This is a genomic window from Bradyrhizobium sp. LB11.1 (assembly GCF_040549385.1).
GTDB lineage: Bacteria > Pseudomonadota > Alphaproteobacteria > Rhizobiales > Xanthobacteraceae > Bradyrhizobium.
The window spans coordinates 133,119-158,340 of sequence record NZ_JBEPTH010000002.1 but is presented as its reverse complement, the minus strand read 5'-3'; the positions used below and the strand labels follow the sequence as shown (position 1 = coordinate 158,340).

At 64.6% G+C, this 25,222-nt stretch carries 27 protein-coding genes; 18 read left to right on the top strand and 9 right to left on the bottom strand.

Going from position 1 to position 25,222, the window contains the following annotated elements:
* Positions 1–10: 10 nt before the first annotated feature.
* A complete protein-coding gene (locus ABIA96_RS04635; protein WP_354135855.1) occupies positions 11–538 on the bottom strand; it encodes a GNAT family N-acetyltransferase in 528 nt (175 codons plus the stop codon).
* Positions 539–777: 239 nt separating this feature from the next.
* Here ABIA96_RS04635 and ABIA96_RS04630 point away from each other — a divergent pair, with 239 nt between their 5' ends.
* The 9 genes from ABIA96_RS04630 to ABIA96_RS04590 all read left to right on the top strand — a co-directional run bounded on the left by ABIA96_RS04630 (position 778) and on the right by ABIA96_RS04590 (position 7,801).
* Positions 778–1,374, top strand: a complete 597-nt coding sequence (locus ABIA96_RS04630) for a superoxide dismutase (RefSeq protein WP_014491764.1) — start codon at positions 778–780, stop codon at positions 1,372–1,374.
* A 362-nt stretch (positions 1,375–1,736) separates the two neighbouring features.
* Positions 1,737–1,976 (top strand): hypothetical protein, encoded by a 240-nt coding sequence (locus ABIA96_RS04625; RefSeq protein WP_354135854.1) that lies wholly within the window; start codon positions 1,737–1,739, stop codon positions 1,974–1,976.
* Positions 1,977–1,978: 2 nt separating this feature from the next.
* Positions 1,979–2,734, top strand: coding sequence for a metal ABC transporter ATP-binding protein (locus tag ABIA96_RS04620; RefSeq protein ID WP_354135853.1), 756 nt, complete (start codon positions 1,979–1,981; stop codon positions 2,732–2,734).
* A 6-nt stretch (positions 2,735–2,740) separates the two neighbouring features.
* Positions 2,741–3,610, top strand: a complete 870-nt coding sequence (locus tag ABIA96_RS04615) for a metal ABC transporter permease (RefSeq protein WP_354135852.1) — start codon at positions 2,741–2,743, stop codon at positions 3,608–3,610.
* Positions 3,611–3,612: 2 nt separating this feature from the next.
* Positions 3,613–4,476: a metal ABC transporter solute-binding protein, Zn/Mn family gene (locus tag ABIA96_RS04610; protein ID WP_354135851.1), complete on the top strand. Its 864-nt coding sequence runs from the start codon at positions 3,613–3,615 to the stop codon at positions 4,474–4,476.
* 73 nt (positions 4,477–4,549) lie between these two features.
* Positions 4,550–5,593 carry a CobW family GTP-binding protein gene (locus ABIA96_RS04605; RefSeq protein ID WP_354135850.1) on the top strand — a complete coding sequence of 348 codons (1,044 nt, stop codon included), beginning with the start codon at positions 4,550–4,552 and terminating at the stop codon, positions 5,591–5,593.
* Entirely contained in the window at positions 5,593–6,612 is a 1,020-nt protein-coding gene (locus tag ABIA96_RS04600) for a WD40 repeat domain-containing protein (RefSeq protein ID WP_354135849.1), read from the top strand. Before ABIA96_RS04605 ends, ABIA96_RS04600 begins: the two co-directional genes overlap by 1 nt.
* A gap of 30 nt (positions 6,613–6,642) precedes the next feature.
* Positions 6,643–7,359: an MgtC/SapB family protein gene (locus tag ABIA96_RS04595; RefSeq protein ID WP_354135848.1), complete on the top strand. Its 717-nt coding sequence runs from the start codon at positions 6,643–6,645 to the stop codon at positions 7,357–7,359.
* A gap of 100 nt (positions 7,360–7,459) precedes the next feature.
* Positions 7,460–7,801 (top strand): hypothetical protein, encoded by a 342-nt coding sequence (locus tag ABIA96_RS04590; RefSeq protein ID WP_354136413.1) that lies wholly within the window; start codon positions 7,460–7,462, stop codon positions 7,799–7,801.
* A gap of 84 nt (positions 7,802–7,885) precedes the next feature.
* Here ABIA96_RS04590 and ABIA96_RS04585 read toward each other — a convergent pair whose 3' ends face one another.
* From ABIA96_RS04585 to ABIA96_RS04565, 5 genes are all read right to left on the bottom strand, one after another.
* Complete coding sequence (locus tag ABIA96_RS04585) at positions 7,886–9,328, bottom strand: homospermidine synthase (protein WP_354135847.1); 1,443 nt, start codon at positions 9,326–9,328, stop codon at positions 7,886–7,888.
* A 26-nt stretch (positions 9,329–9,354) separates the two neighbouring features.
* On the bottom strand, positions 9,355–9,744 hold the full coding sequence (locus ABIA96_RS04580) for a RidA family protein (protein ID WP_354135846.1): 390 nt from the start codon (positions 9,742–9,744) through the stop codon (positions 9,355–9,357).
* 146 nt (positions 9,745–9,890) lie between these two features.
* On the bottom strand, positions 9,891–10,478 hold the full coding sequence (locus ABIA96_RS04575) for a GNAT family N-acetyltransferase (protein WP_354135845.1): 588 nt from the start codon (positions 10,476–10,478) through the stop codon (positions 9,891–9,893).
* 133 nt (positions 10,479–10,611) lie between these two features.
* Complete coding sequence (locus ABIA96_RS04570) at positions 10,612–11,754, bottom strand: type III PLP-dependent enzyme (RefSeq protein WP_354135844.1); 1,143 nt, start codon at positions 11,752–11,754, stop codon at positions 10,612–10,614.
* A 670-nt stretch (positions 11,755–12,424) separates the two neighbouring features.
* Positions 12,425–12,679 (bottom strand): hypothetical protein, encoded by a 255-nt coding sequence (locus tag ABIA96_RS04565; RefSeq protein ID WP_354135843.1) that lies wholly within the window; start codon positions 12,677–12,679, stop codon positions 12,425–12,427.
* A gap of 137 nt (positions 12,680–12,816) precedes the next feature.
* Between ABIA96_RS04565 and ABIA96_RS04560 the strand changes: the two genes are divergently transcribed.
* The 3 genes from ABIA96_RS04560 to ABIA96_RS04550 are packed head-to-tail and all read left to right on the top strand — an operon-like array spanning position 12,817 to position 16,639.
* On the top strand, positions 12,817–14,898 hold the full coding sequence (locus ABIA96_RS04560) for a M3 family metallopeptidase (protein ID WP_354135842.1): 2,082 nt from the start codon (positions 12,817–12,819) through the stop codon (positions 14,896–14,898).
* A 5-nt stretch (positions 14,899–14,903) separates the two neighbouring features.
* On the top strand, positions 14,904–15,536 hold the full coding sequence (locus ABIA96_RS04555; protein WP_354135841.1) for a DUF1007 family protein: 633 nt from the start codon (positions 14,904–14,906) through the stop codon (positions 15,534–15,536).
* Positions 15,533–16,639, top strand: coding sequence for a nickel/cobalt transporter (locus ABIA96_RS04550; RefSeq protein ID WP_354135840.1), 1,107 nt, complete (start codon positions 15,533–15,535; stop codon positions 16,637–16,639). Before ABIA96_RS04555 ends, ABIA96_RS04550 begins: the two co-directional genes overlap by 4 nt.
* 108 nt (positions 16,640–16,747) lie before the next feature.
* On the opposite strand, the gene ABIA96_RS04545 is transcribed toward ABIA96_RS04550, so the two are convergent.
* The gene (locus tag ABIA96_RS04545; RefSeq protein ID WP_354135839.1) at positions 16,748–17,146 is read right to left on the bottom strand and encodes an MAPEG family protein; all 399 of its coding nucleotides are present in this window, start codon (positions 17,144–17,146) and stop codon (positions 16,748–16,750) included.
* Between the two features lie 83 nt (positions 17,147–17,229).
* Here ABIA96_RS04545 and hemH point away from each other — a divergent pair, with 83 nt between their 5' ends.
* The 4 genes from hemH to ABIA96_RS04525 all read left to right on the top strand — a co-directional run bounded on the left by hemH (position 17,230) and on the right by ABIA96_RS04525 (position 20,973).
* Entirely contained in the window at positions 17,230–18,270 is a 1,041-nt protein-coding gene (gene hemH / locus ABIA96_RS04540; RefSeq protein ID WP_354135838.1) for a ferrochelatase, read from the top strand.
* A 10-nt stretch (positions 18,271–18,280) separates the two neighbouring features.
* A complete protein-coding gene (locus ABIA96_RS04535; protein ID WP_354135837.1) occupies positions 18,281–19,246 on the top strand; it encodes an ABC transporter substrate-binding protein in 966 nt (321 codons plus the stop codon).
* A 208-nt stretch (positions 19,247–19,454) separates the two neighbouring features.
* On the top strand, positions 19,455–20,450 hold the full coding sequence (locus ABIA96_RS04530) for an SPFH domain-containing protein (protein ID WP_354135836.1): 996 nt from the start codon (positions 19,455–19,457) through the stop codon (positions 20,448–20,450).
* Between the two features lie 79 nt (positions 20,451–20,529).
* Positions 20,530–20,973 (top strand): NfeD family protein, encoded by a 444-nt coding sequence (locus ABIA96_RS04525; protein ID WP_354135835.1) that lies wholly within the window; start codon positions 20,530–20,532, stop codon positions 20,971–20,973.
* Positions 20,974–21,137: 164 nt separating this feature from the next.
* Here ABIA96_RS04525 and ABIA96_RS04520 read toward each other — a convergent pair whose 3' ends face one another.
* Positions 21,138–21,461, bottom strand: a complete 324-nt coding sequence (locus ABIA96_RS04520; RefSeq protein ID WP_354135834.1) for a winged helix-turn-helix transcriptional regulator — start codon at positions 21,459–21,461, stop codon at positions 21,138–21,140.
* Between the two features lie 71 nt (positions 21,462–21,532).
* Between ABIA96_RS04520 and ABIA96_RS04515 the strand changes: the two genes are divergently transcribed.
* Positions 21,533–22,084: a carboxymuconolactone decarboxylase family protein gene (locus ABIA96_RS04515; protein WP_354135833.1), complete on the top strand. Its 552-nt coding sequence runs from the start codon at positions 21,533–21,535 to the stop codon at positions 22,082–22,084.
* Positions 22,085–22,198: 114 nt separating this feature from the next.
* On the opposite strand, the gene ABIA96_RS04510 is transcribed toward ABIA96_RS04515, so the two are convergent.
* Positions 22,199–23,206 carry a KpsF/GutQ family sugar-phosphate isomerase gene (locus tag ABIA96_RS04510; RefSeq protein WP_354135832.1) on the bottom strand — a complete coding sequence of 336 codons (1,008 nt, stop codon included), beginning with the start codon at positions 23,204–23,206 and terminating at the stop codon, positions 22,199–22,201.
* Between the two features lie 191 nt (positions 23,207–23,397).
* On the opposite strand from ABIA96_RS04510, the gene ABIA96_RS04505 reads away from it, so the two are divergent.
* The gene (locus ABIA96_RS04505; protein ID WP_354135831.1) at positions 23,398–25,143 is read left to right on the top strand and encodes an outer membrane beta-barrel protein; all 1,746 of its coding nucleotides are present in this window, start codon (positions 23,398–23,400) and stop codon (positions 25,141–25,143) included.
* The last annotated feature ends 79 nt before the right edge of the window (positions 25,144–25,222 follow it).

Sequence of the window (25,222 nt, the reverse complement as noted above, 5' to 3'; positions counted from 1 at the left end):
TCACAAATCCTCACCACGGCAGGCCGCAGAGGTCGATGGTGCCGAGCGTCGGCGCACTGACGATGTCGTACACATAGGGCGCCATATGGGTGAAGCGCACGCGGCCCTCCGGCTGCTCGCAATAGACGCCGCCAGTGAAAGCACGCCATTTGCGGGCCTCGTAGAACGCGACATTGTGCGGCTCGCAGAACAGGATCGCGAAACGAACCGCCTCGTTGGCGCGCATGGTATGCACCGCCGCGTCGATCGCCATGGTGGCATAGCCGCGGCCCCGGCGATCCTCGCGCGTGCAGACGCCACCGATGCCGCCGACATGCGCCTTCTGTCCATTCCAGGTGATCGTGCGGAAATAGATGCCGACATGGCAGACGAGGCCGTCCTCGGGCGTTTCGATCAGCACGCGCAGATCGGCATGGGCCCATTTGACGTGCCCCCAAGGCAGCTTCTCGACGAGATCAGGTCCCCAGACCGCCTGGTGCAAAGGCTCGGCGATCGGCCACGAGGCATCGCCGTTCAAAATGTCGATCTCGATGCTCATGGCCCTGCCTCGTGGTCCCCGGCTGCGTGGTGCATTCGTTCTGTCATAAGCGCTTCAAAGGCAATGATATTTTGCAGCACGCTTGGGTGAACACGCACTTGCGTGCGGCGAAGTTGTGCAATCAGCCCACGCGATCGCATCATGGCTCTTCGCAAATTGGCGGTATTTAACGGCGCAGGAACCTTCTATAAGGGATGACCGTTAGAACACGTTCCCCACCCAGTTGCGGACAAGAACCCATGACATTCACGCTGCCCCCCCTCCCTTACGCCTATGACGCCCTCGGCCAGTTCATGTCGAAGGAGACGCTGGAATTCCACCACGACAAGCATCATCAGGCCTACGTCACCAACGGCAATAACGCGCTCAAGGGCACCGAATGGGAAGGCAAGTCCCTTGAAGAGATCGTCAAGGGCTCGTTCGGCAAAAACCCCGCGGTGTTCAACAACGCCGGCCAGCACTATAACCACATCCACTTCTGGAGCTGGATGAAGCCCAATGGCGGCGGCACCAAGCTGCCGGGCAAGCTCGAGAAGAAGATCAACGAGGACCTCGGCGGCTTCGAGAAGTTCAAGACCGACTTCCAGGCGGCTGGCGTCGGCCAGTTCGGCTCCGGTTGGTGCTGGCTCCAGGTCAAGAACGGCAAGCTCGAGATCTCCAAGACCCCGAACGGCGAGAATCCGCTGGTGCATGGCGCCACCCCGATCCTTGGTTGCGACGTATGGGAGCACTCCTACTACATCGACTATCGCAACCGCCGTCCCGACTATCTCAAGGCGTTCGTCGAGAACCTCGTGAACTGGGAATACGTCGAGTCCCTGTTCGACAAGGCGTAAGCTGGTCGCGTCATTCCGGGGCGCGCGAAGCGCGAGCCCGGAATCCATTCATCCACTTGGGCTGACGCCCGATGGATTCTCAGGCGCGCAATTGCGCACCATGGCTCGGCGCTGACGCGTCGCCCCGGAATGACAAAAAGGCGGTCGCTCACGCGGCCGCTTTTTTGCTGTGCGGAATTGGCCTGGGTCCTTTTCGCCTTCCAGCGGGTGATTTTGTGGGAAATCCGGTTCACGCCGGCACGGTTCGTCCGGTTCCGCGCCGTTTCGGTCCCGTTCCCGTTCGTGGCGGCCATCGCGATGGTGATCGGCAAGCCCTGAGCCGGCCGTGGACAGGCGTAATGTTATAATATAACGTCCCCGGCATGGTTCCCGCCGCGTCCCACGCCCACCAAGACCATGCTCATTCCCACGGTCACTCCCATGACCACGGGCATCCGCATGGGCACGACCACAGCCACGCCCATGTCCATGATGCGGCCTCGCCGCATCCGGCCCAGGACGCGCCCTGGTCGATCCTGCGGATGACCATGGCCGGTCGCCTGACGGCCGCGGTGGCCGTCTGTGCCGTGCTCTGGGCCGTGGTCTTTCTGGCGATGAGGTGATCATGGCGGCCGTGCACTTCCACAACGTCACGCTCGGCTATGACCGTCACCCGGCCGTGCACCATCTCAACGGCGAGGTCGCGCCCGGCGCGCTGGTCGCAGTGATCGGCCCCAACGGCGCCGGCAAGTCGACGCTGCTGCGCGGCATCGTCGGCATCCTCAGGCCCCTCGACGGCAGCATCCATCTCGGCGGGCTCGATAGCAGGGATATCGCCTATCTGCCGCAGAGCGCGGAGATCGACCGCACCTTCCCAATCTCGGTGTTCGACTTCGTCGGCACCGGGCTGTGGCGCGGGACCGGCCTGTTCGGTGGCATCGGCAAGGCCGCGCGCGAAAAGATCCTGCGCGCGATCGCCTCCGTCGGTCTCAACGGGTTCGAGAACCGTCCGATCGGCACGCTCTCGGGTGGGCAGATGCAGCGCGTGCTATTCGCGCGCGTGCTGCTCCAGGATGCGAAGCTCATCGTGCTCGACGAGCCCTTCAACGCCATCGACAGCAAGACCACAACCGATCTGCTCGCACTGGTGAAGCACTGGCATGGCGAGGGCCGCACCGTGCTGGCCGCGCTGCACGACATGGAGATGGTGCGCAATCACTTCAGCGAGACGCTGGTTCTGGCGCGCGGCCCGGTGGCGTGGGGACCGACCGCAGAGGTGCTGACGCCTGAGAACCTGATGGTCGCGATGCGGATGTGCGAGGCTTTCGACGACAGCGCTTCGGCGTGCGCGGCCGACGATGCCCGCTCGCGGGCGGCGTGATCCCAGATGGTCTATGACGCGCTGATCGGTCCGTTCACCGAATTCGAGTTCATGCGGCGGGCGCTTGCCGCCGTGATCGCGCTGTCGCTGGCGGGCGCGCCGATCGGCGTATTCCTGATGCTGCGGCGGATGAGCCTCGTCGGCGATGCCATGGCGCACGCGATCCTGCCCGGCGCCGCCATTGGTTTCCTGCTCTCCGGCCTCAATTTGTTTGCGATGACGGCCGGCGGCTTGATCGCCGGTTTCGCGGTCGCGATCCTGGCCGGCGTTGTCTCACGCTCGACCGGGCTCAAAGAAGACGCTTCGCTCGCGACCTTCTATCTGGCCTCGCTGGCGCTGGGCGTGACCATCGTTTCGATCAAGGGCACCAATATCGACCTGTTGCATGTGCTGTTCGGCAACATCCTTGCGATGGACGACCAGACGCTGCTGGTGGTCGCCTTCAACGCCACGGTGACGTTGCTGGTGCTGGCGGTGATCTACCGTCCGCTGGTGATCGAGAGCGTCGATCCCTTATTTTTGCGGACCGTCAGCCGCGCGGGCGGGCCCGCCCATCTCGCCTTCCTTGCGCTGGTCGTCATCAACCTCGTCAACGGCTTCCAGGCGCTCGGCACCTTGCTGGCGGTCGGCCTCATGATCCTGCCGGCGGGCATCGCGCGGTTCTGGTCGCGCGATCTCACGGTGATGATCTGCATTGCTGTCGTCGCTGCCGCCGTCTCGGGCTATGCCGGCCTCGTGCTGTCGTTCCAGACCCGCGTGCCCTCGGGCCCTGCGATCATTCTCGTCGCGACAGTGTTCTACATCGTCTCCGTCCTGTTCGGCCGCGTCGGCGGCATCGTCCGGCAGTTGTTTCCCGGCCGGCATCTGGAAGCGTGACGATGCGCTTCCTTTTGCTCTTTGTTTCGCTGCTGATCGCCTCACCGCTGCAGGCCGCCGAGCGGCTCAACGTCGTCGCGAGCTTCTCGATCCTCGGCGACTTTGTCCGCACGATCGGTGGGGACCGGATCAACCTGACGACGCTGGTCGGCCCCGACAGTGACGTCCACGTCTACACGCCGGCGCCGGGTGATGCGAAGCGGATCGCGGAGGCGAAGCTCGTCATCGTCAACGGGCTGGGCCTGGAGGGCTGGCTGCCACGTCTAGTGCAGTCCGCCGGGAGCAAGGCGCAGGTGGTCACCGCGAGCGCCGGCATCGCACCCCTGAAGCTCGGTTCGGCCGCCGATCCGCACGCCTGGCAGTCCGTCCCGAATGCTAAAGTCTACGTCGCCGACATCACCAACGCGCTGGCCGCCGCCGATCCGGATGACGCAGAATTCTTTCGCGCCCGGGCCAAGGCCTATCTGGAAAAGCTCGAAACGCTCGACCGTGAGGTCCGCGAGGCGGTCGCCAAAATCCCGCCGGAGCGGCGCAAGGTGATCTCCACCCACGATGCCTTCGGGTATTTCGCCGCCGAATATGGCGTCCAGTTCGTGGCTCCCCTGGGGGTCTCCACCGAAACCGAGCCCAGCGCGCGGGACATCGCTGCCATCATCGGCCAGACCAAGGCCCATAAGATCCCGGCCGTTTTCCTGGAGAATATCAGCGACGACCGGCTGATCCGGCGAATCGCGGCCGAGACCGGGGCAAAGGTCGGCGGGACCCTGATTTCGGACAGTTTGACCGGCGAAAAGGGCCCTGCACCCACTTACATTGATATGGTCAGGCACAATATAAAGGCCCTGACCAGCGCGCTTGACCATTAGGGCAGGGGGCCACCCCGTCGGGGCGACCCCGCCTCGCCTTGCGTCGCGCGGAAGCCCTATGTCCGGAGTTGTTATGTCTGAAGCGACCTCCCCCAAAATTCCCGTGACCGTCCTGACCGGCTATCTCGGAGCCGGCAAAACCACGCTTTTGAACCGCATCCTGTCGGAGAACCACGGCAAGAAATACGCCGTCATTGTCAACGAATTCGGCGAGATCGGCATCGACAACGACCTCATCATCGGCGCCGATGAGGAAGTGTTCGAGATGAACAACGGTTGCATCTGCTGCACCGTGCGCGGCGATCTCGTGCGCATCATGGACGGTTTGATGAAGCGCAAGGGCAAGTTCGACGCCATCATCGTCGAGACCACCGGCCTTGCCGATCCCGCGCCGGTCGCCCAGACCTTCTTCGTCGACGAGGACGTGCAGAAGAACGCCCGCCTCGACGCGGTGGTGACGGTCGCCGACGCCAAATGGCTGTCCGACCGACTCAAGGATGCACCCGAGGCCAAGAACCAGATCGCGTTCGCCGACGTCATCGTGCTGAACAAGACCGATCTCGTCACCAAGCCGGAGCTTGCCGAGGTCGAGGCCCGCATCCGCGGCATCAATCCCTATGCCAAGCTGCATCGCACCGAGCGCTGCTCGGTGGCGCTGGCCGACGTGCTCGATCGCGGCGCGTTCGACCTCGACCGCATCCTCGACATCGAGCCTGACTTTCTGGAGGTCGACGATCATGACCACGACCATGACCACCACGGCCACGATCATCATCACCACCATGATCACGGCCACGGCCTGAAGCACTATCATGACGAGGACATGCAGTCGCTGTCGCTCAAGACCGACAAGCCGCTCGATCCGAACGTGTTCATGCCCTGGCTCCAGAACCTGGTGCAGGTCGAGGGCGGCAAGATCCTGCGCTCCAAGGGCATCCTCGCCTTCCACGACGATGACGACCGCTATGTCTTCCAGGGCGTCCACATGATGCTGGAAGGCAACCACCAGCGGAAGTGGAAGGACGGCGAGCCCCGTGAAAGCCGCCTCGTCTTCATCGGCCGCGAACTGCCGGAAGAGCTCATTCGTACGGGCTTCGAGAGCTGCATCGTCTCGTGATGAAAGAGTTCACGCCGGCTCCCGATTCCGCTTCGATCGTCTCCGTCACCGACCGCGTCAAGCCGGTCACGCTCGGCATGGGCGTGACCTCGGCGCATTTCCTCGGGCCCCGCGCCGCCTTCGTCGGTGGTGAGGAGAACGTCGCGTTCATCGACGCCAAAGGCGAGATCACCACGGTCCCCGTGCACAGCGGCGGCATTCTCTCGACTGCCTCAGACGGCAAGCGCCTCGTGATGGGCGGCGATGACGGCAAGGTCGTCGCGCTCGACGCCAAGGGCGAGGTGACGCTGCTCGCCACCGATCCGAAGCGGCGCTGGATCGATGCGGTGGCGCTGCATCCGGATGGTGCCTTCGCCTGGTCTGCCGGCAAGACGGCGACCGTCAAGAGCGGCAAGACCGAGGAGAAGTCGCTCGAAGTGCCATCGACTGTCGGCGGTCTCGCGTTCGCGCCGAAGGGGCTGCGGCTTGCCATCGCGCACTACAACGGCGCGACGCTGTGGTTTCCGAACATGGAGGGATCCGCCGAATTCCTGCCCTGGGCGGGTTCGCATCTCGGCGTCACTTTCAGTCCGGACAACAAATTCCTGGTCACGACCATGCATGAGTCGGCGCTGCACGGCTGGCGGCTCGCCGACAACAGGCACATGCGCATGACCGGCTATCCCGGCCGCGTCCGCTCGATGTCCTGGAGCGCTGGCGGCAAGGGGCTGGCGACCTCGGGTGCTGACACCGTCATCATATGGCCGTTCGCCAGCAAGGACGGCCCGATGGGCAAGGAGCCCGCGATGCTGGCGCCGCTGCAGGCGCGCGTCGCGGTGGTGGCCTGCCATCCGAAGAACGATATCTTCGCCGCCGGCTACAGCGACGGCACCGTACTGATGGTGCGTCTGGAAGACGGTGCCGAGATCCTGGTCCGCCGTAACGGCACGCCACCGGTCGCCGCGCTCGCCTGGAACGCCAAGGGCACGCTGTTGGCCTTTGCCGACGAAAATGGGGACGGCGGCTTGCTGGAGCTTTGATCTGTCATCGTTCCGGCCGTATAGGGAATCATGCGGTTCCTGACGACCTTCCAGATTGCTGATTTCGCCGACACGCTGGTCAGCCTGTTTACGGCCTTCGTGCTGGGCACGCTGATCGGCGCCGAGCGGCAATATCGCCAGCGCACCGCCGGCCTGCGCACCAATGTGCTGGTCGCGGTTGGGGCCGCCGCCTTCGTCGATCTCGCAATGCATCTGACCGGCGCCGACGGTGCGGTGCGGGTGATCTCCTACGTCGTGTCCGGCATCGGCTTCCTTGGCGCCGGTGTCATCATGAAGCAGGGCATGGACGTACGCGGCCTCAACACCGCAGCGACGCTGTGGGCTTCGGCCGCCGTCGGCTCTTGCGCCGGGGCCGACATGGTCGCGCAGGCCGCGGCGCTCACCGTGTTTGTCATCGCCGGTAACACGATGCTGCGTCCGCTGGTCAACGCTATCAACCGCATCCCGTTGAATGAGAAGACCTCGGAGGCGACCTATTACTTCAAGCTCGCGGTTGCGGCCGACGCGTTGCCCGACATGCGCGACCGCCTCGTCGACAAGCTCGAGGCCGCGAAATATCCGGTGGCCGATGTGGACGTGGTCGAGATCGGAGAGGACATTCTGGAGATCGTCGCCAAGCTGGTCGCGACCGCGGTCGACCCGAATGAATTGAATGTCGTGGCGACCGATCTCCAGCATCTTCCGGGCGTGCGCCACGCCACCTGGGAAGTCAGTACGACGGACTAGGCGCGGCGATTTGGCGCGCGAGCGGCGGTTCCCGCTTCGCCGGGACCGGAACCGCAGCCGGAGAACTTCGTTGATCCCGCTGATAGAGGCGGTGACCGATATGCCCGGCCAAGATGATAAGCGCAGACTGAAGCTCGATTTGACGATTGCCGGCTCGCTGTTCGCTGCGGGCATCGCGGTGTCCGTGATGTCACTCGCGCAAATCCGAGCCGAGAGCCGGATGGAGCTGGCGCAGGCGACGCGGCCACTCCAGGGCACGCCGTCCAACGATCAGGACAAGACGCCCGCCGAAGCAAAACCCGGCGGCGACCGGCCGACCACCCCGGCCCCCGAGCCGGCGCGTCCCGACCCGCAGACGCAGGGTGCGGCAGGCTCAGCCAAACCGGCATTGCCGCCCGCACCGGCAGAGAAGATCGCGCCGCCGATCAAGGACAAGCAGTAGACCACGCTCGTCTTTTTGCCATAACCGCGCGATGGCCTTCCGTCGCGCGTTCTACGGTGCATGGGGTTGTTTTCGCAGTTTCTGTCAGCGCACCAGCACATTCCGGAACTGCCAGGGATCGCTGGTGTCGATGTCTTCCGGGAACAGTCCCGGACGATCCGTCAGCGGCGTCCAGTCGGTGTAGAATCCTTTCACCGGGCCGAGATACGGCAGCTGGATTTCCAGCAAACGATCGAAATCCATCTCGTCGGCTTCGACGATGCCTTCCCTCGGGTTTTCCAGCGCCCACACCATGCCGCCGAGAACGGCGGAGGTTACCTGCAGGCCGGTGGCGTTCTGGTAGGGCGCGAGCTTGCGGGTCTCTTCGATCGAGAGCTGCGAGCCGTACCAGTAGGCATTGTTGTCGTGGCCGAACAGCAGCACGCCGAGCTCGTCGATGCCGTCGACGATCTCGTTCTCGTCGAGGATGTGGTGCTTTTCCTGCATCTTCGCGGCGCGGCCGAACATTTCATGCAGCGACAGCACGGCATCGTCAGCCGGATGATAGGCATAGTGGCAGGTCGGCCGATAGACCGCCTTGCCCGATGCGTCACGCACCGTGAAGTAATCCGAGATCGAGATCGACTCGTTGTGGGTGACGAGGAAGCCATACTGCGCGCCGCGGGTCGGGCACCAGGTGCGCACGCGCGTGTTGGCGCCGGGCTGCATCAGATAGATGGCGGCGCCGCAGCCGGCTTCGTGGGTATGCGCATTCTCGGGCATCCATTTTTCGTGGGTGCCCCAACCGAGCTCTGACGGCTGCACGCCTTCCGACAGGAAGCCTTCCACCGACCAGGTGTTGACGAAGACATCAGGTTCTTTCGGCTTCTTGGCGCGCTGGGTGTCGCGTTCGGCGATATGGACGCCCTTGATGCCGGCCTGCCGCATCAGGTCGGCCCATTCGGCCTTGGTCTTCGGCTTGGGGGCATTGAGCTTCAGGTCGGCGGCGACATTGAGCAGCGCCTGCTTGACGAAAAAGGACACCATGCCGGGATTGGCGCCACAGCAGGAGACAGCCGTCGTCGAGCCGGCGGGGCGGGCCTTCTTGGCGGCAAGCGTGACTTCGCGAAGCGCGTAGTTCGAGCGCGCTTCCGGGCCCTTTGACGAATCGAAATAGAAGCCGAGCCAGGGCTCGTTGACGGTGTCGATGTAGAGAGCGCCGAGCTCGTTGCAGAGCTCCATGATGTCGGTCGAGCCGGTGTCGACCGACAGATTGACGCAAAAACCCTGGCCGCCGCCTTCGGTGAGCAGCGGGGTCAGCAGTTCGCGATAATTGTCCCTGGTCACGGCCTTCTGGATGAAGCGGACATTCTGCTTCTCGCAATGCGCCTTGCGGCCCTCGTCCTTGGGATCGATCACGGTGACGCGCGACTTGTCGTAATCGAGATGCCGCTCGATCATCGGCAACGTGCCTTTGCCGATGGAGCCGAAGCCGACCATGACGATGGGACCGGTGATCTTCGCGTAGATCTGCGAGGTGGGGCTCATGAATGGCTTCTCCGGAACGTGCTGGATCAGGCGCCGCGGCGCTTGGCGGTGACTTCGATTTCGACCTTCATCTCGGGCTTGTAGAGCGCCGAGACGGCGACCAGCGTTGCTGCAGGCCGGATGTCGCCGAGGACTTTGCCGCAGACCCCGAAGTGGGCGTCGGCGTCCTTGATGTCGGTGAGGTAATAGGTCACGCGGACGACATCGGCCATCTCAAAACCGCCCTCCTTCAGGGCAGCCTCGATGGTCTTGAAGCAGTTGCGTGACTGGCTCGTGACATCGGCCGGCATGGTCATCGTGGTGTAGTCGTAGCCGGTGGTTCCCGCGACGAAGGCGAACTCGCCGTCGATCACGGCGCGGCTGTAGCCCGCAGTCTTCTCGAAGGGGGAGCCGGTGGAAATCAAGCGACGGGACATGGGTTCGGCCTCAACTGAAGGAAAATTTCGTGCGGTTTACGGGCAATTTGCGGGCCCGCGCAACCCCAAACGACTAGAGCTGAGCGCAGGCGCGGTCGGGCGTTGCCGCTCAATGCGGCTTCGGTCGCCGCCATCGTGGCGATCCCTTAGGCCGCGTGCGCCTGGAGGGCGCGAAGGACCCTCCGTTTGGGCAGGGCCGCGCCGGTCGGGATGATCATCCCGTCGGCGCCATCGAGCGCGCCGTCGGCGAATTCGATCGCCAGCAGGCGGTCGCGCTCGAACGGACCGGGCAGCACCAGCGCGCCGGTCTTCTCGCCCGAGAAGCCGAAGCGGGCATAATAAGGCGCATCGCCGAGCAGGATCACGGCGGCATGCCCGCGCGCCCGGGCGGCGGCCAGCGCTTGTTGCATCAGCGCGGCGCCGATCCCGAGCTCGCGGCAGGCAGGGTCAACCGCCAGTGGTCCGAGGACCAGAGCGGGCCTGCCTCCGGCGCTGACGTGCCACAGCCGCACGGTTCCCACGAGTTTGCCCTCGCGCATCGCCGACAGGGCAAGGCCTGTGGCGGGCGCACGTCCGTCGCGCAGGCGCTGGCAAGTGCGGTCATGGCGGTCTTCGCCAAAAGAGGCATCCAGCAGCGCTTCACGCGTCGCGACGTCGACAGCACGTTCCGCACGGATCACGAACGGAGCGGCTTTCGAGGTGAGGGCGACTTGTGGCTTCCGAAAAGCAGTCATGGCGCGTCAGTCCCCGCTTGAACGGACGTGCCCGATAGGCACGCCTGTCCAAGACGTCGTCAGATCGAAATATCAGGGAGGGAGCCGGCGGACCGGCTCCCGGGGGTCGTCAGGCCTCAGAACGAGAGGCAGATCAGATGTGATACGTCCGCAGCGGCGGGATGCCGTTGAACGCCACCGCCGAGTAGGTCGACGTATAGGCCCCGGTGCCTTCGATCAGCAGCTTGTCGCCGATCTCGAGCGTCACCGGAAGCGGATACGGGCTCTTCTCGTACAGCACGTCGGCGCTGTCGCAGGTCGGGCCTGCGAGCACGCACGGCGTCATGTCCGCGCCGTCATGCGGCGTGCGGATGGCGTAGCGGATCGACTCGTCCATCGTCTCGGCGAGACCGCCGAACTTGCCGATGTCGAGATAGACCCAGCGCACCTCGTCCTCGTCGCTCTTCTTCGAGATGAGCACGACCTCGGATTCGATGATGCCGGCGTTGCCCACCATGCCGCGGCCCGGCTCGATGATGGTCTCCGGAATCTGGTTGCCGAAGTGCTTGCGCAGCGCGCGGAAGATCGAGCGGCCGTAGGTGACCACCGGCGGCACGTCCTTCAGGTACTTGGTCGGGAAGCCGCCGCCCATGTTGACCATGGTCAGGTTGATGCCGCGCTCGGCGCAGTCACGGAACACCTGCGAGGCCATCGCCAGCGCACGGTCCCACGCCTTCACCTTGCGCTGCTGCGAGCCGACATGGAAGGAGATGCCGCACGGCTCCAGGCCCAGGCGCTTGGCGACGTCGAGCACGTCGACGGCCATTTCCGGGTCGCAGCCGAACTTGCGCGACAGCGGCCACTCGGCGCCGGCGCAATCATAGAGGATGCGGCAGAACACCTTCGCACCGGGGGCGGCACGGGCGACCTTCTCGACCTCGGCGGTGCAATCGACCGCGAACAGGCGGATGCCGAGCGCGAAGGCGCGCGCGATGTCGCGCTCCTTCTTGATCGTATTGCCGAAGGAGATGCGGTCGGGCGTAGCTCCAGCGGCCAGCGCCATCTCGATCTCGGCGACGGTCGCGGTGTCGAAGCAGGAGCCCATGGAGGCCAGCAGCGCCAGCACTTCCGGCGCCGGGTTCGCCTTGACGGCATAGAACACGCGGCTGTCGGGCAGCGCCTTGGCGAAGGTCTGGTAATTGTCGCGCACGACCTCGAGGTCGACGACGAGGCACGGCTCGGTGTCGAGACCTTCCTTGCGGCGATTGCGCAGGAATTCCTGGATACGTTCCGTCATAGCACTCTCCAACGGCCCCAGCGACGGGGTCCGCATCAACATGACGTCGGATAAGAGCGCTCCGGCCACATCGCGCGATGGAGGCGCGTTGAGGCCAAATGACTCAAACCAGACTGTGCTGCCGTGGATTGGTTGGGAGAGTTTCCCGCCCGCACACCTGGCAATGAAGGACAAGCCTTTTCAGTAGCCCGCGCCGGCGTTGGAATGCCGGTAGAGACCAAAAAAGCCCGATCCGTCGTTGCTTTAAGTCGCGTCCCCCGTTGAGAGCGGGGTGCGCCGGTTCGCCTCCGGCTGCCAGTCACGGTTGCAAAAAGTGAAGTCACCTTCGACAAGGCATCTCTTTGAGAGAGATGCTGGGCGCTCCGGGTTTGCGTAAGTCTTGGACCGTAGTCTTCTGACTTCCGCACTTCCGAAGAGCCCCTCGGCTTCTTCACCCCTTGGCGGCTGTCCGGCCTCTTGTCCGGATACCTACCGACTGACACACGACCACAGGCACGTGCGAAATTGGGCAAGAGCGCACATAAGGCTTTTGACTCCGCTTCGCAAGATTTTTTTTAGGCTGAGAACAGAATTGCCTAACATCTGCTTGCGCAGTGTTGCGCGAGCGACGCGGAAGATGAATGCGCGTTAAGTTTTCTGTGTCGAGCGCGTGACTCAGGCGCGCGAAGCGTCAGCCGCGCTTGAAGAACGGCTCAACGCGCTGAGCTGCGCGGACGAACGCGGTCATCACCAGCACGCCGAGTGCGAACAGCACGGCCTGCAGAATGTGCGCACCCTGGTCGCCGAGCCCGAGCAGAATAGCGAGCGCCCAGCCGCCGGCAAATGCCGCGCCGAACACTTCCGCGCCGATCAGGATGGCGGCGCTGAGGACGGTGATGACGCTCGGCCAGACGATCTGACGGGAAGAGGAGGAGGGCGCGTTCATGGGCGTTCAAGATCCGGTGTTTCGAGGGCCGCAATCTCCCCGAAAAGGCGGGCGGGAGCAAGGCCAAATGGCCCAAAAAAGCCCCATCGCGTGCTATAGCTGGACCCAACAAATCGGCTCAATAAACTGGACCAGCGATGTCAGATCCCCGCCAAACCACGGACTCCGAGACCAATCCGCTGCTGAAGGCCTGGGTGACGCCGTTTGCGACCCCGCCCTTTGACGAGATCACGCCCGAGCACTTCCTGCCCGCCTTCGAGCAGGCCTTCGCCGACCACTCCGCCGAGATCGCCGCGATCACCAGCGATCCGGCCGTGCCCGACTTCGCCAACACCATCATTGGGCTGGAGCGCTCCGGCAAGCTTCTGAACAAGGTCGCTTCGGTCTTCTACGACCTGGTTTCGGCGCATTCCAATCCGGCCATTCTGGACATCGACAAGGAAGTCTCCTTGCGGATGGCGCGGCACTGGAATCCGATCATGATGAACGCCGTGCTGTTTGGTCGCATCGCCCAGCTGCACGAGAACCGCGCTAATCTCGGCCTCGACCCGGAGCAGCTCCGCCTGCTGGAGCGCACCTACACCCGCTTCCACCGCGCCGGCGCCGGCCTGTCCGACGAAGCCAAGACGCGCATGGCCGAGATCAACGAGAAGCTGGCCCAGCTTGCGACCGGCTTCAGCCATCATCTGCTCGGCGACGAGCAGGACTGGTTCATGGAGCTCGGCGAGGCCGACCGCCAGGGCCTGCCGGAGAGCTTCGTCGCCGCCGCCAAGGCTGCGGCAGAAGACCGCGGCATGGAAGGCAAGGCCATCGTGACGCTGTCGCGCTCCTCGACCGAGCCGTTCCTGAAGAGCTCGGCCCGTCGCGACCTGCGCGAGAAGGTCTACAAAGCCTTCACGGCGCGCGGCGACAACGGCAATTCCAACGACAACAACACCACCATCGGCGAGGTCCTGAAGCTGCGTGAGGAGAGCGCCAAGCTTTTGGGCTACCCGACCTTCGCCGCCTACCGGCTCGAGGATTCCATGGCCAAGACGCCGGATGCGGTTCGTGGCCTGCTGGAGCGGGTCTGGAAACCGGCCCGCGCCCAGGCGCTTGCCGACCGCAACGAGATGCAGGCGCTGATCACGGCGGAGGGCGGCAATTTCAAGCTCGCGTCCTGGGACTGGCGCTTCTACGCCGAGAAGCTCCGGCTTCAGCGCGCCAATTTCGACGACGCCGCGATCAAGCCCTATCTGACGCTCGACCACATGATCGCGGCCGCCTTCGACTGCGCCACGCGCCTGTTCGGCGTTACCTTCGCCGAACGCAAGGACGTGCCGGTCTGGCACCCCGACGTCCGCGTCTGGGAGGTGAAGGGCCTCGACGGCAGGCACAAGGCGCTGTTCTACGGCGACTATTATGCCCGGCCGTCCAAGCGCTCCGGCGCCTGGATGACCTCGCTCCGCGACCAGCAGAAGCTCGACGGTGAGATCGCACCCCTCGTCATCAATGTCTGCAATTTTGCCAAGGGTACTGGCAGCGAGCCTTCGCTGCTGTCGCCCGACGATGCCCGCACACTCTTTCACGAGTTCGGCCATGGCCTTCACGGCATGCTGTCCAACGTGACCTATCCATCGCTGTCGGGTACCTCGGTATTCACCGACTTCGTCGAGCTGCCGTCGCAGCTCTACGAGCACTGGCAGGAGCGGCCCGAGGTGCTGCAGCAGTTCGCCCGCCACTACCAGACCGGCGAGCCGCTGCCGGACGATCTGCTCAAGCGCTTCCTTGCCGCGCGAAAGTTCAACCAGGGTTTTGCCACCGTCGAGTTCGTTTCCTCGGCGCTGGTCGACCTCGAGTTCCACTCCCAGCCTGCCGCCGCCGCGCAGGATGTCCGGGCCTTCGAGAAGAAGGAGCTGGAGAAGATCGGCATGCCCGAGGAAATCTCGATGCGGCACCGGCCCACGCAGTTCGGCCACATCTTCTCCGGCGATCATTATGCGGCCGGCTATTACAGCTACATGTGGTCGGAGGTGATGGACGCCGACGCCTTCGGTGCCTTCGAGGAAGCCGGCAACATTTTCGATCCTGCCGTTGCCAAGCGCCTGCATGACGACATTTACTCGAGCGGCGGGTCGGTCGATCCGGAAGCGGCCTACGAGGCCTTCCGCGGCCGGCCGCCCGAGCCCGACGCGCTGCTCCGCCGCCGCGGCCTGCTCGACGGCGCCAAGGCGGCCTGACCGGCATGCGCGCGCTGTTGGGACTGCTGCTCGCCGCCGCAATGATGCTCGCATCGGGCGCGGTGAGCGCACATCCTCACGTCTGGATCACCGCAACCAGCGAATTGCTCTATGCCGAGGACGGCAGCATCACCGGCGTTCGCCACGCCTGGACCTTCGACGACATGTTCTCGGCCTATGCGGTGCAGGGGCTCGAGGCCAAGAAGAAGGGGGCCTATACGCGCGAGGAGCTGGGGCCGCTGGCGCAGACCAATGTCGAGTCGCTGAAGGAATATGCCTACTTCACCTTTGCGCGAGCTGATGGCAAGAAGGAGCGCTTCAGCGAGCCGGTCGATTATTATCTCGACTACAAGGACACGGTGCTGACCCTGCACTTCACCTTGCCGCTGAAGACGCCGCTCAAGCCGAAGCAACTGATGCTGGAAGTTTTCGACCGCTCCTTCTTCATCGACTTCCAGATGGCCAAGGACAATCCGGTCAAGCTTGTCGGCGCGCCCGCTGGCTGCCAGATGAAGCTCGACCGTCCCAGCGATGGCACCGCGACGGCGCAGACGCTCAACGAGCAGACCTTCATGGACGGCCCGAATGCCAATTTCGGCATGATGTTCGCCAACAAGATCACGGTGGATTGCCCTTGAAGTCGCATCTCTCGCCTCTTGGGCGCGGGCTCCTCGCCTGCGCCGCCGTACTCCTCGTCGTCGGCGTGGCCGATGCTGCGCTCCACGATCTCCTCGCGCAAAATCCGTTCGGCGCGCCGCGTCCGGCGCAAGCGGCCGAGCCGGAGGCCAGCGGCCTCATCGGCTGGCTGCTGGCCAGACAATCGGAATTCTATCGCCAGATGTCGTCGACCATCCGCGCAGCGAAGACCGACGGATCTGCGGTGTGGACGCTGCTCTTCATCTCCTTTGCATACGGAATATTCCATGCCGCCGGCCCCGGCCACGGCAAGGCAGTGATCGCCTCCTATCTCGTCGCCAACCGCGAGACTGCGCGGCGCGGCATCGCGCTGTCGTTTGCGTCCGCGCTGATGCAGTCGCTGGTCGCGGTCCTGATCGTCGCCATCTCGGCCTGGGTTCTGAACGCCACCGCAAAGACCATGTGCAAGGCGGAAGGCGCGATCGAGATCGCGAGCTATGGCCTGATCGCGCTGTTTGGCTTGCGGCTGGTCTGGGTCAAGGGCCGCACCTTCATCCGCGCTCTCCAGGCGACGCAGCCGGTGCCGGCGATCGCCGGCGTGCCCCATGACCATCATGATGCGCATGATCATCACGATCACGATCATGATCATCATCACCATGATCATAGCCATGCGCACGCTCATCACGACCATGGGCACGAGCACATCCAGGACGAGCATTGCGGCCATTCCCACGGGCCCACGCCGAGCGAACTCGCCGGTCCCGGTGGCTGGCGGCGCGGTTTTGCCGCGATCCTGACCGTCGGCATCCGCCCCTGCTCGGGCGCGATCCTGGTGCTGGTGTTCGCGCTCGCCCAGGGCCTGTTCTGGGCCGGCATCGCCGCGACCTTCCTGATGGGGCTGGGCACCGCGATCACGGTTGCGGCCATCGCCGTGATCGCCGTTTCCGCCAAGGACATTGCCGGCCGCCTGGGCGGAGCCCGTGACGGCGGCGGCGCGCTGTTCATGCGCGGCATCGAATTCGGCGCCGCCGCCCTCGTGCTGCTGTTTGGCGCGGGCCTGTTGTTCGGTTACATCGCGGCCGAGCGGACGACGTGTTTTTGAAAGGCTGGCCTCGTAGCCCGGATGGAGCGAAGCGCAATCCGGGGCAGTGCCGATGCGGAGAAACCCCGGATTACGCTTTCGCTCCATCCGGGCTGCGGCCTCAGGCGCTCACACCGGCAACAACCGCTTCAACAACGGCATGAAGAAGATCCCGAGATTGATCGCAAAGCCGATGCTCCAGAGGATGGAGCGCAGCGTCGGGCGGTTGCCGAGATAGGTCAGCACATAGGCGATCCGTACGATCAGGAACAGCAGTGCGAGCTCGTCGATCAGGCGCTGCGGCGAGTCCCGAAATTCGGCGAGCAGCACGGCAAAGGCGAAGAACGGAAAGGTCTCGATCCCGTTCTGGTGCGCGCCCAGCGCGCGCTGCGCGATGGCGTCCTCATAGAAGGCGGGGTCGCGCGGCCGGGCATTGTCGAAGCCGCGAAACCTGATCCATTTGATAGAGGCGATCGTCAAGAGATAGAGCAGCAGCGCTCCGAGAACGCACCATTCCGCGAGTGTCATCTTTCCTCCCCCCGCTTGGGCGTGACCCTAGCCAAACCCGGCTCATCTTGACAAGTTCGGAGCAACGCGCGACCCACGATGCCATGACGACCATCGCCGCCCCCATCGTTTCAGCGAAGCCAGCAGTGCCATCGGCTCAGCCGCGCGTCGGCGTGCTGCTGGTCAATCTCGGCACGCCCGACACGGCCGACGCCTCGGGCGTGCGGGTCTATCTCAAGGAATTTCTCTCGGACGCCCGCGTCATCGAGGACCAGGGCCTGATCTGGCAGCTGGTGCTGAACGGCATCATCCTGCGCAGCCGTCCCCGCACCAAGGCGCTCGACTACCGGAAGATATGGAACACTGACAGGAACGAGTCGCCGCTGAAGACCATCACGCGGTCGCAGAGCGACAAGCTCGCCGCCGCGCTGTCGGACCGCGCGCATGTCGTGGTGGACTGGGCGATGCGCTACGGCAATCCCTCGATCAAGGCGGGCATCGACGCCCTGATCGCGAAGGGGTGCGACCGTATCCTCGCCGTGCCGCTTTATCCGCAATATTCCGCCCCGACCTCGGCGACCGTCTGCGACGAAGTGTTCCGCGTGCTCGCTCGCCTGCGCAATCAGCCGACGCTGCGGGTGACGCCGCCTTACTACGAGGACGAGGCCTATATCGAGGCGCTGGCCACCTCGATCGAGACGCATCTGGCGACACTGCCGTTCAAGCCCGAGCTGATCGTCGCCTCCTTCCACGGCATGCCGAAATCCTATGTCGACAAGGGCGATCCCTATCAGAGCCACTGCGTCGCCACCACCGAGGCGTTGCGCCGCCGGCTCGGCATGGACGACACAAGGCTGCTGCTGACCTTCCAGTCGCGCTTCGGCAATGACGAGTGGCTGCAGCCCTACACCGACAAGACGATGGAGCGCCTCGCCAGGGAAGGCGTGCGCCGCATCGCGGTGGTGACGCCGGGCTTTTCCGCCGACTGCCTGGAGACGTTGGAGGAGATCGCGCAGGAGAATGCCGAGATATTCAAGCATAATGGCGGCGAGCAGTTTTCCGCGATCCCCTGCCTCAACGACAGCGATCCCGGCATGGACGTGATCCGCACGCTCGTCTTGCGTGAGCTTCAAGGCTGGATCTGAGGAGCGCTCCATGAACCGCCGCGAATATCTGGCGCTTCTTGGGACGCTCGCGGCATGGCCGGCTTCGGTGCTGGCGCAGCAGCCGAGCGAGACGCGCCGGCTCGGCGTGCTCTCGGTCACGGCCGATGACGTGATCGGGCAGGCCCGCCTGGCCGAGGCGCTCGCTGCCCACGGCTGGAAGGAGCAAGACAATATCAAGGTCGATTGGCGCAGCGGGGCCGGCGATCGTGCCCCCATCGCCCGGCTTGCCGATGAGCTGATCGCGCTCAAGCCTGACGTCCTGCTTGCGATCGGCACGCCGTCGGTGGAGGAGCTGCGCCAGCGCACCACGACGACGCCGATCGTGTTTGCCGTCGTCACCGATCCCGTCAGCCAGGGCTTTGTGCAGAACCTCGCGCATCCCGGCGGCAACATCACCGGCTTCACCGATTATGACGGTCCGCTCGCCGGCAAATGGCTGGAGATGTTGACGCAGGTCACGCCGAAGGTCTCTCGCGTCTTCGTCGTCTACAATCCCGCCACCGCGCCGTTTGCGCCCCTGATGCTGCGCACGATCGAGGACGCCGCGCGCACGCTTCACGTCACCGTCGAACCCGCGCCGGTGCATGATGCCGCCTCGATCGCGGCGCTGGCCTCGCGCAAGGACGGCGGCCTCCTGGTGCTGCCCGACTTTTTCACCATGGCCAATCGTGCGCCGCTCCTGGCGGCGATCACCGAGGCCCGCGCGCCGGCGGTGTTCTGGAGCCGCGTCTTCGTCGATGAGGGCGGGCTGATGTCCTACAGCACGGACAGTGCCGAGCAGCTGCGGCGTGCGGCCTCCTATATCGACCGCATCCTGAAGGGCGCGTTGCCCGCGGATCTTCCGGTCCAGAACCCCACCAAGTTCGAGCTCGCCGTCAACCTGAAGACGGCCAAGGCGATTGGCGTCTCCATCTCCCAGGGACTGCTCGCAATCGCGAACGATGTCATCGAGTAGCGGCGCAATTGTTAACTTTTGCCGCTAGGTTTGCGCCTGGGGGCTTTCAAGAGCCCTTCGCAAATACATAAACGTGACCGTTCCCTCTCGTGGCGTCTTGTGCAGAATGGTGTGGATGCCGCCGTGAAAAGCGACCGCTGAACCGGTAGGGTCCTGGTCCCGACCAATGGCAGCGCGGGAAAGGGCATTTTCCCGCCTTGGAGGAAATATGAGCGGCTTCGACATTTTCGCGATTGTTCTGGTGTTGCTCGTCATCGTCACGCTCATTGCTGGCGTGAAGACGGTGCCGCAGGGCTATGACTGGACCATCGAGCGGTTCGGCAAATACACCCAGACGCTGAGCCCGGGGCTCAACCTGATCGTGCCCTATTTCGACCGCGTCGGCCGCAAGATCAACATGATGGAGCAGGTGATCAACATTCCCGAGCAGGAGGTGATCACCAAGGACAACGCCACCGTGACGGTGGACGGCGTCGCCTTCTTCCAGGTGTTCGACGCGGCCAAGGCGAGCTACGAGGTCGCCAATCTCGAGCAGGCGATCATCGTGCTGACCATGACCAACATCCGCTCGGTGATGGGCTCGATGGATCTCGACCAGGTGCTGTCGCACCGTGACGAGATCAACGAGCGCCTGCTGCGCGTGGTCGATGCCGCGGTCTCGCCCTGGGGCCTCAAGGTCAACCGCATCGAGATCAAGGACATCGTGCCGCCGGCCGACCTCGTCGAAGCCATGGGCCGGCAGATGAAGGCCGAGCGCGTCAAGCGCGCCGACATTCTTCAGGCCGAAGGTGCGCGCCAGTCCGAGATTTTGCGGGCCGAGGGCGCCAAGCAGGGGCAGATCCTTCAGGCCGAAGGCCGCCGCGAGGCCGCCTTCCGTGACGCCGAGGCGCGCGAGCGGTCGGCGGAAGCAGAGGCCAAGGCGACGCAAATGGTCAGCGAGGCCATCGCCAAGGGCGACGTGGCCGCGCTGAACTACTTCATCGCCGACAAATACATCAAGGCGTTTGGCCAGTTCGCGGATGCACCGAACCAGAAGATCATCATGCTGCCGATGGAGGCCACGAGCTTGCTGGGCTCGCTCGCCGGCATCGGCGAGATCGCCAAGGCGACGTTCGGCGAAAGCGCCGCATCCGCTTCAGCCGCCGCCCGCCGCGGCTCGGTGCCAGCGTCGGCGCCCACGCCGCCATCGGTGCCGCCGCGGTAACGGGATTTACGCGCATGCGCCGGAAGAGTGGGCACCGGTTTTCCGATAAGATCATGCGCCAATATCAAGAGGTCGTGTCATGACCGACATGTTCGTCTCGCTAGGTACCTGGAACTGGCTGATCTTCGGCTTCATCCTGATGGCGCTGGAGGTGATCGCGCCCGGCGTGTTCCTGTTCTGGCTTGGGCTCGCCGCGCTTCTGGTGGGCCTGATCTCGTTCGCTGTCGTCATATCCTGGCAGATCCAGCTCGTAATGTTCGCAGTGTTCGCCGCCGCCGCCGTGCCGGTCTGGCGCCGGCTCGCCCGGCCAAGGCTGGACGCCAGCGGCAGCCCCTTCCTCAACAAGCGCAGCGAGGCGCTGTTGGGCCGCGAGTTCACGCTGGAGAAGCCGATCATCGACGGCAACGGCACCGTGCGCATCGGCGACACGGTCTGGCGTGTCGCGGGCCCGGATACGCCTGCGGGGACGAAGGTGAAGGTGGTGCAGGTGGACGGCGCCAATCTGACGGTGGCAGCGGCGTAGTCTCTTCTTACCTCGCCCCGCTTGCGGGGAGAGGTCGGATCGCTCTTGCGATCCGGGTGAGGGGGTACAGGTATCTCGATGACCTCAAGCGCGGAGAGAGGCCCCTCACCCCAACCCTCTCCCCGGTCTGAACAAGAAGAACGGGGAGAGGGAGGAGAGAGCCCTCAGCTCTTCTTCCACCTCTCCGCAAACTTGTGCAGCGGCATGAACGTCCCGCGCAAGTCCCGCCCGAGCGGCGTCAATCCGTAACCACCACCTTCGCCCAGCTCCACAAACCCCGCCTCGCGCAACTCCGTCAGCCGGGCCTGCAGCACCGTCGGAGAGGCCTCGTCGCAGGCTGCGCGCAGCGCGCGCGAGGTGAGCGGTTCGTTGCGCAATTCCCAGAGAATCCGCAGGCTCCAGCGCCGGCCCAGGAGATCGAGCAGGGCCATGATCGGCCGGCCGGTGCGCGAGCCACGCACGCGGCTTTCCCCTGCCTCTTTTGCCATCGCACCCCTCTTGCGGTTTGCTACGGATAATGTAGCGTGATGCTACAGTAATTGTAGCAAGAAAGACGCTCATGTCATCCCCAGAGCCGCGTATTGCCCCGCTCGCGCCGCCTTATCCCCCGGAGATCCAGGGGCAGTTTGACCGCATCATGCGCGGCGCGCCGCCGCTGGCGCTGTTCCGGGTGATGGCGGGCCACGCCCGCGCCTGGGACAAGTTTCGCGCCGGCGGCCTGCTCGATCCCGGGCCGCTCTCCTTGCGTCAGCGCGAGATCGTCATCGATCGCACCTGTGCGCTCAACCGTTGCGAATATGAATGGGGTGTCCATGTCGCGATCTTCGCAGGTCCAGCCAAGCTCGCGGAGGATGAGGTCCGCGCGACGGTGCAGGGCGATGCGAATTCATCCTGCTGGTCGCCGGCCGAGCAGGCCCTGATCGCGGCAGTGGACGCATTGCATCATCGCGCGACGCTTGCCGATGCCGAGTTCGCTGCGCTGTCGGCGCATTACGACGAGGCGCAAATTCTGGAGGTCATGCTGCTGTGCGGATTCTATCGCACGGTGTCATATCTGGCGAACGGCTTGCGGCTGCCGCTGGAGGAGAAGGCGGCGCGATTTCCGGCGTAGGTCTCTCCGCCGTCATTGCGAGCGCAGCGAAGCAATCCAGAATCTTTCCGCGGAGACATTCTGGATTGCTTCGTCGCAAGAGCTCCTCGCAATGACGAGTGGTGGGAGAACGCCCTACGCCACGCCCGCGCGCAGCAGATCGTGCAGATGCACGATGCCGACCACCTTGTCCGCCTCGGTCACGACCAGTGTCGTGATCTTGCGGGTGTTCAGCACCTCGATCATCTCGGTCGCGAGCATCGAGGGCGGCACGGTCTTCGGCTGCTTCGTCATGATGTCGTCCACCAATGCCGTCAGCAGATCAGGCCGCATGTGACGGCGCAGATCGCCGTCGGTGATGATGCCGACGGCCTCGTTCGCGGCGTTGACGATGCAGACGCAGCCGAGCCCCTTGGCCGACATCTCCATCACGGCGTCCGACATCTTGGTGCCTTCAGGCTTGACCGGGATCTCCGCGCCGGTGCGCATGTAGTCGCGGACGAATTTCAGCATCGCGCCGAGCTTGCCGCCGGGATGGAAATGGGCGAATTCCAGCGCGGTGAAGCCGCGGCCTTCGAGCAGCGCAATCGCAATGGCATCGCCGATCGCGACCTGCATCATCGTCGAGGTGGTCGGCGCCAGATTGTGCGGGCAGGCCTCGCGCGCCTTCGGTAGCTCGAGCACGATGTCGGCGGCCTGTCCGAGCGAGGACGCCGCGTTCGACGTCACCGCGATCATCGGGATCGCGAAACGCGCCGAATAGTTCACGAGCGTCTTCATCTCCGGCTGCTCGCCGGACCAGGACATCGCCATGATGACGTCGTCGGTGGTGATCATGCCGAGGTCGCCATGGGCGGCTTCGGCGGTGTGAACGAAGAAGGCCGGCGTGCCGGTCGAGGCCAGGGTCGCCGCGATCTTGCGCGCCATGTGACCGGATTTGCCGAGCCCGGTGACGATGACGCGGCCCTTGGCGTTGCGGATCAGATCGACCGCCTTGGCGAACGCCTCGCCGAGCGGGCCGCGCAGGGCGGCCGCGAGCGCGTTGATGCCGCCGCCCTCGGTCTCCAGCGTGCGGAGCGCGGATTCGACGCTTGTCGGGGTGGAGCTGGATGATGAGGTCATCAGCGGTTTCGAACTCGGCATGTTCTGGTCCAGGGAGGAGGGGCGTCGGCCCGTAGGCCGTCTCTTTAGCACGCCGCGGCCCTCGAGGCGACGCGAGCCCCAAAACCCTCAACCGGTCATTAACCATAATTGTTTAACTCCATTAACGATGGTTCCCCGTGTTTGCGGATGGTCATCGAAGAAGTGTCTGATTTTGTTGGAGTTATTCCATCGTGGGGTCGCCTCCAGGTAGGGGCCGGAGCAATCGCGCGTACGTCTTCCGCGCCGCGTTGCCATGCCTGTTGCTGACCGCACTGGAAACTGGCCCGGCGGCCGCCCAGAGCCTGACGCCCGACCTGTTCAATCCCAACCGCGGTGGCTTCGTCGCGCCCGATACGCTGCCGATGCGTCGCACGGCCGGTGTCCCGCAGGCGCCGTCGGATGCGGTCCCGGTGCCGCCGGATCCAAACGACGATCCGCGCAAGAGCCGTGAGACGCCGGCGCCATCGCGTATCGGCCAGGTGCCGACCTACGGCCTGCCCGCGGCCAACGGCGCGAGCAGCTCCGGCTATGACTCTCTGAACCGCAAGCGCCAGCTGCCAAAGCTCTATCCCGGCCAGCCAAAGCCGAAGAAGCCCGCAGGTCCGGGCTCGCCGGTGCCGTCCGCAACACCGACGCTGTCACCTCTCGGTGCGCCACGCATCGCGCCGCCGCCGTCGGAGACCGCGAACAAGACGCCGGTACCGCCGGCGATGGCGGGCACCGTACCCGGTCAGCCGCTGCGCCGTCGCCTCAAGGCCGACGACGATGCGTTCGGCGCGGTCGGCGATTACGCCGGCAGCTTTTTGATCAAGGGCGGGCTCGAGCTCTCCACGGGCTACGACACCAATCCGGCGCGCCTGCAAAAGCCGATCGGCTCGCCGGTCTATGTCATCGCGCCCGATCTCCTCGTCCAGTCCGACTGGGAGCGCCACGCGCTGGTCGCTGACTTGCGCGGCTCGTTCTCCGGCTACACCAACAACATGCCGGCCACGATCGATGGCCTTGCCTCGCCGTCGCCGGTCGAGATCAACCGCCCCGATTTCACCGGCCATGTCGACGGCCGCTTCGACGTCGATCGCGACCTCAAGCTGACCTCGCAGCTGCGCCTGCGGCTCGCCACCGACAATCCCGGCAGCCCGAACGTGCAGGCCGGCCTGCAGAAATATCCGATCTACGCCACCTATGGCGGCACCCTCGGCTTCGACCAGACTTTCAACCGTTTTCAGGTCGCGGCCGGCGCGACGGTGGATCGCACTGCCTACACGGACTCCAAGCTCACCGACGGCTCGACCTTCAGCAACGACGACCGTGACTTCAACCAGTACGGCGGCGTCGGGCGCTTCTCCTACGAGCTGAAGCCGGGCCTCAAGCCGTTCGTCGAGATCGAGGGCGACAACCGCGTCCACGACCAGGCCGCCGACCGCAACGGATATCTGCGCGATTCAAATGGTGGCTATGCCAAGGTCGGCTCGTCCTTCGAATTCTCGCGCATCCTCACCGGCGAAATCTCGGTCGGCTATTCCGCGCGCAACTATGTCGACCCGCGGCTGAGCCAGCTCTCGGGTTTCCTCACCTCGGGTTCGCTGATCTGGAACGCGAGCGGGTTGACGACCGTGAAATTCAACACCGATACGCAGATCGCGGAAACCACGATCCCCGGCTCCTCCGGCGTGCTCGTGCACACCTATGCCGCCGAAGTCGACCATGACTTCCGCCGCTGGCTCACCGCAATCGGCAGGTTCACCTACGGCACCTACGACTACCAGGGCCAGAACCGCAACGACAAGACCTACTCGCTCGAAGGCAATCTGATCTACAAGCTCAATCGTAATTTCTGGATCAAGGGCACGCTGCGCCACGACATCCTTGATTCGAACCAGCCGGGCTCGAGCTCGCAGGGGACGGTGGCGATGCTGGGGGTTAGGTTGCAGAATTAGTGCCGGCCGCCACGCGCATTCTCTGCGAGAAGGCGTGGCTCTTTCCATTGTCCTTCCGGGGCGCGCGAAGCGCGAGCCC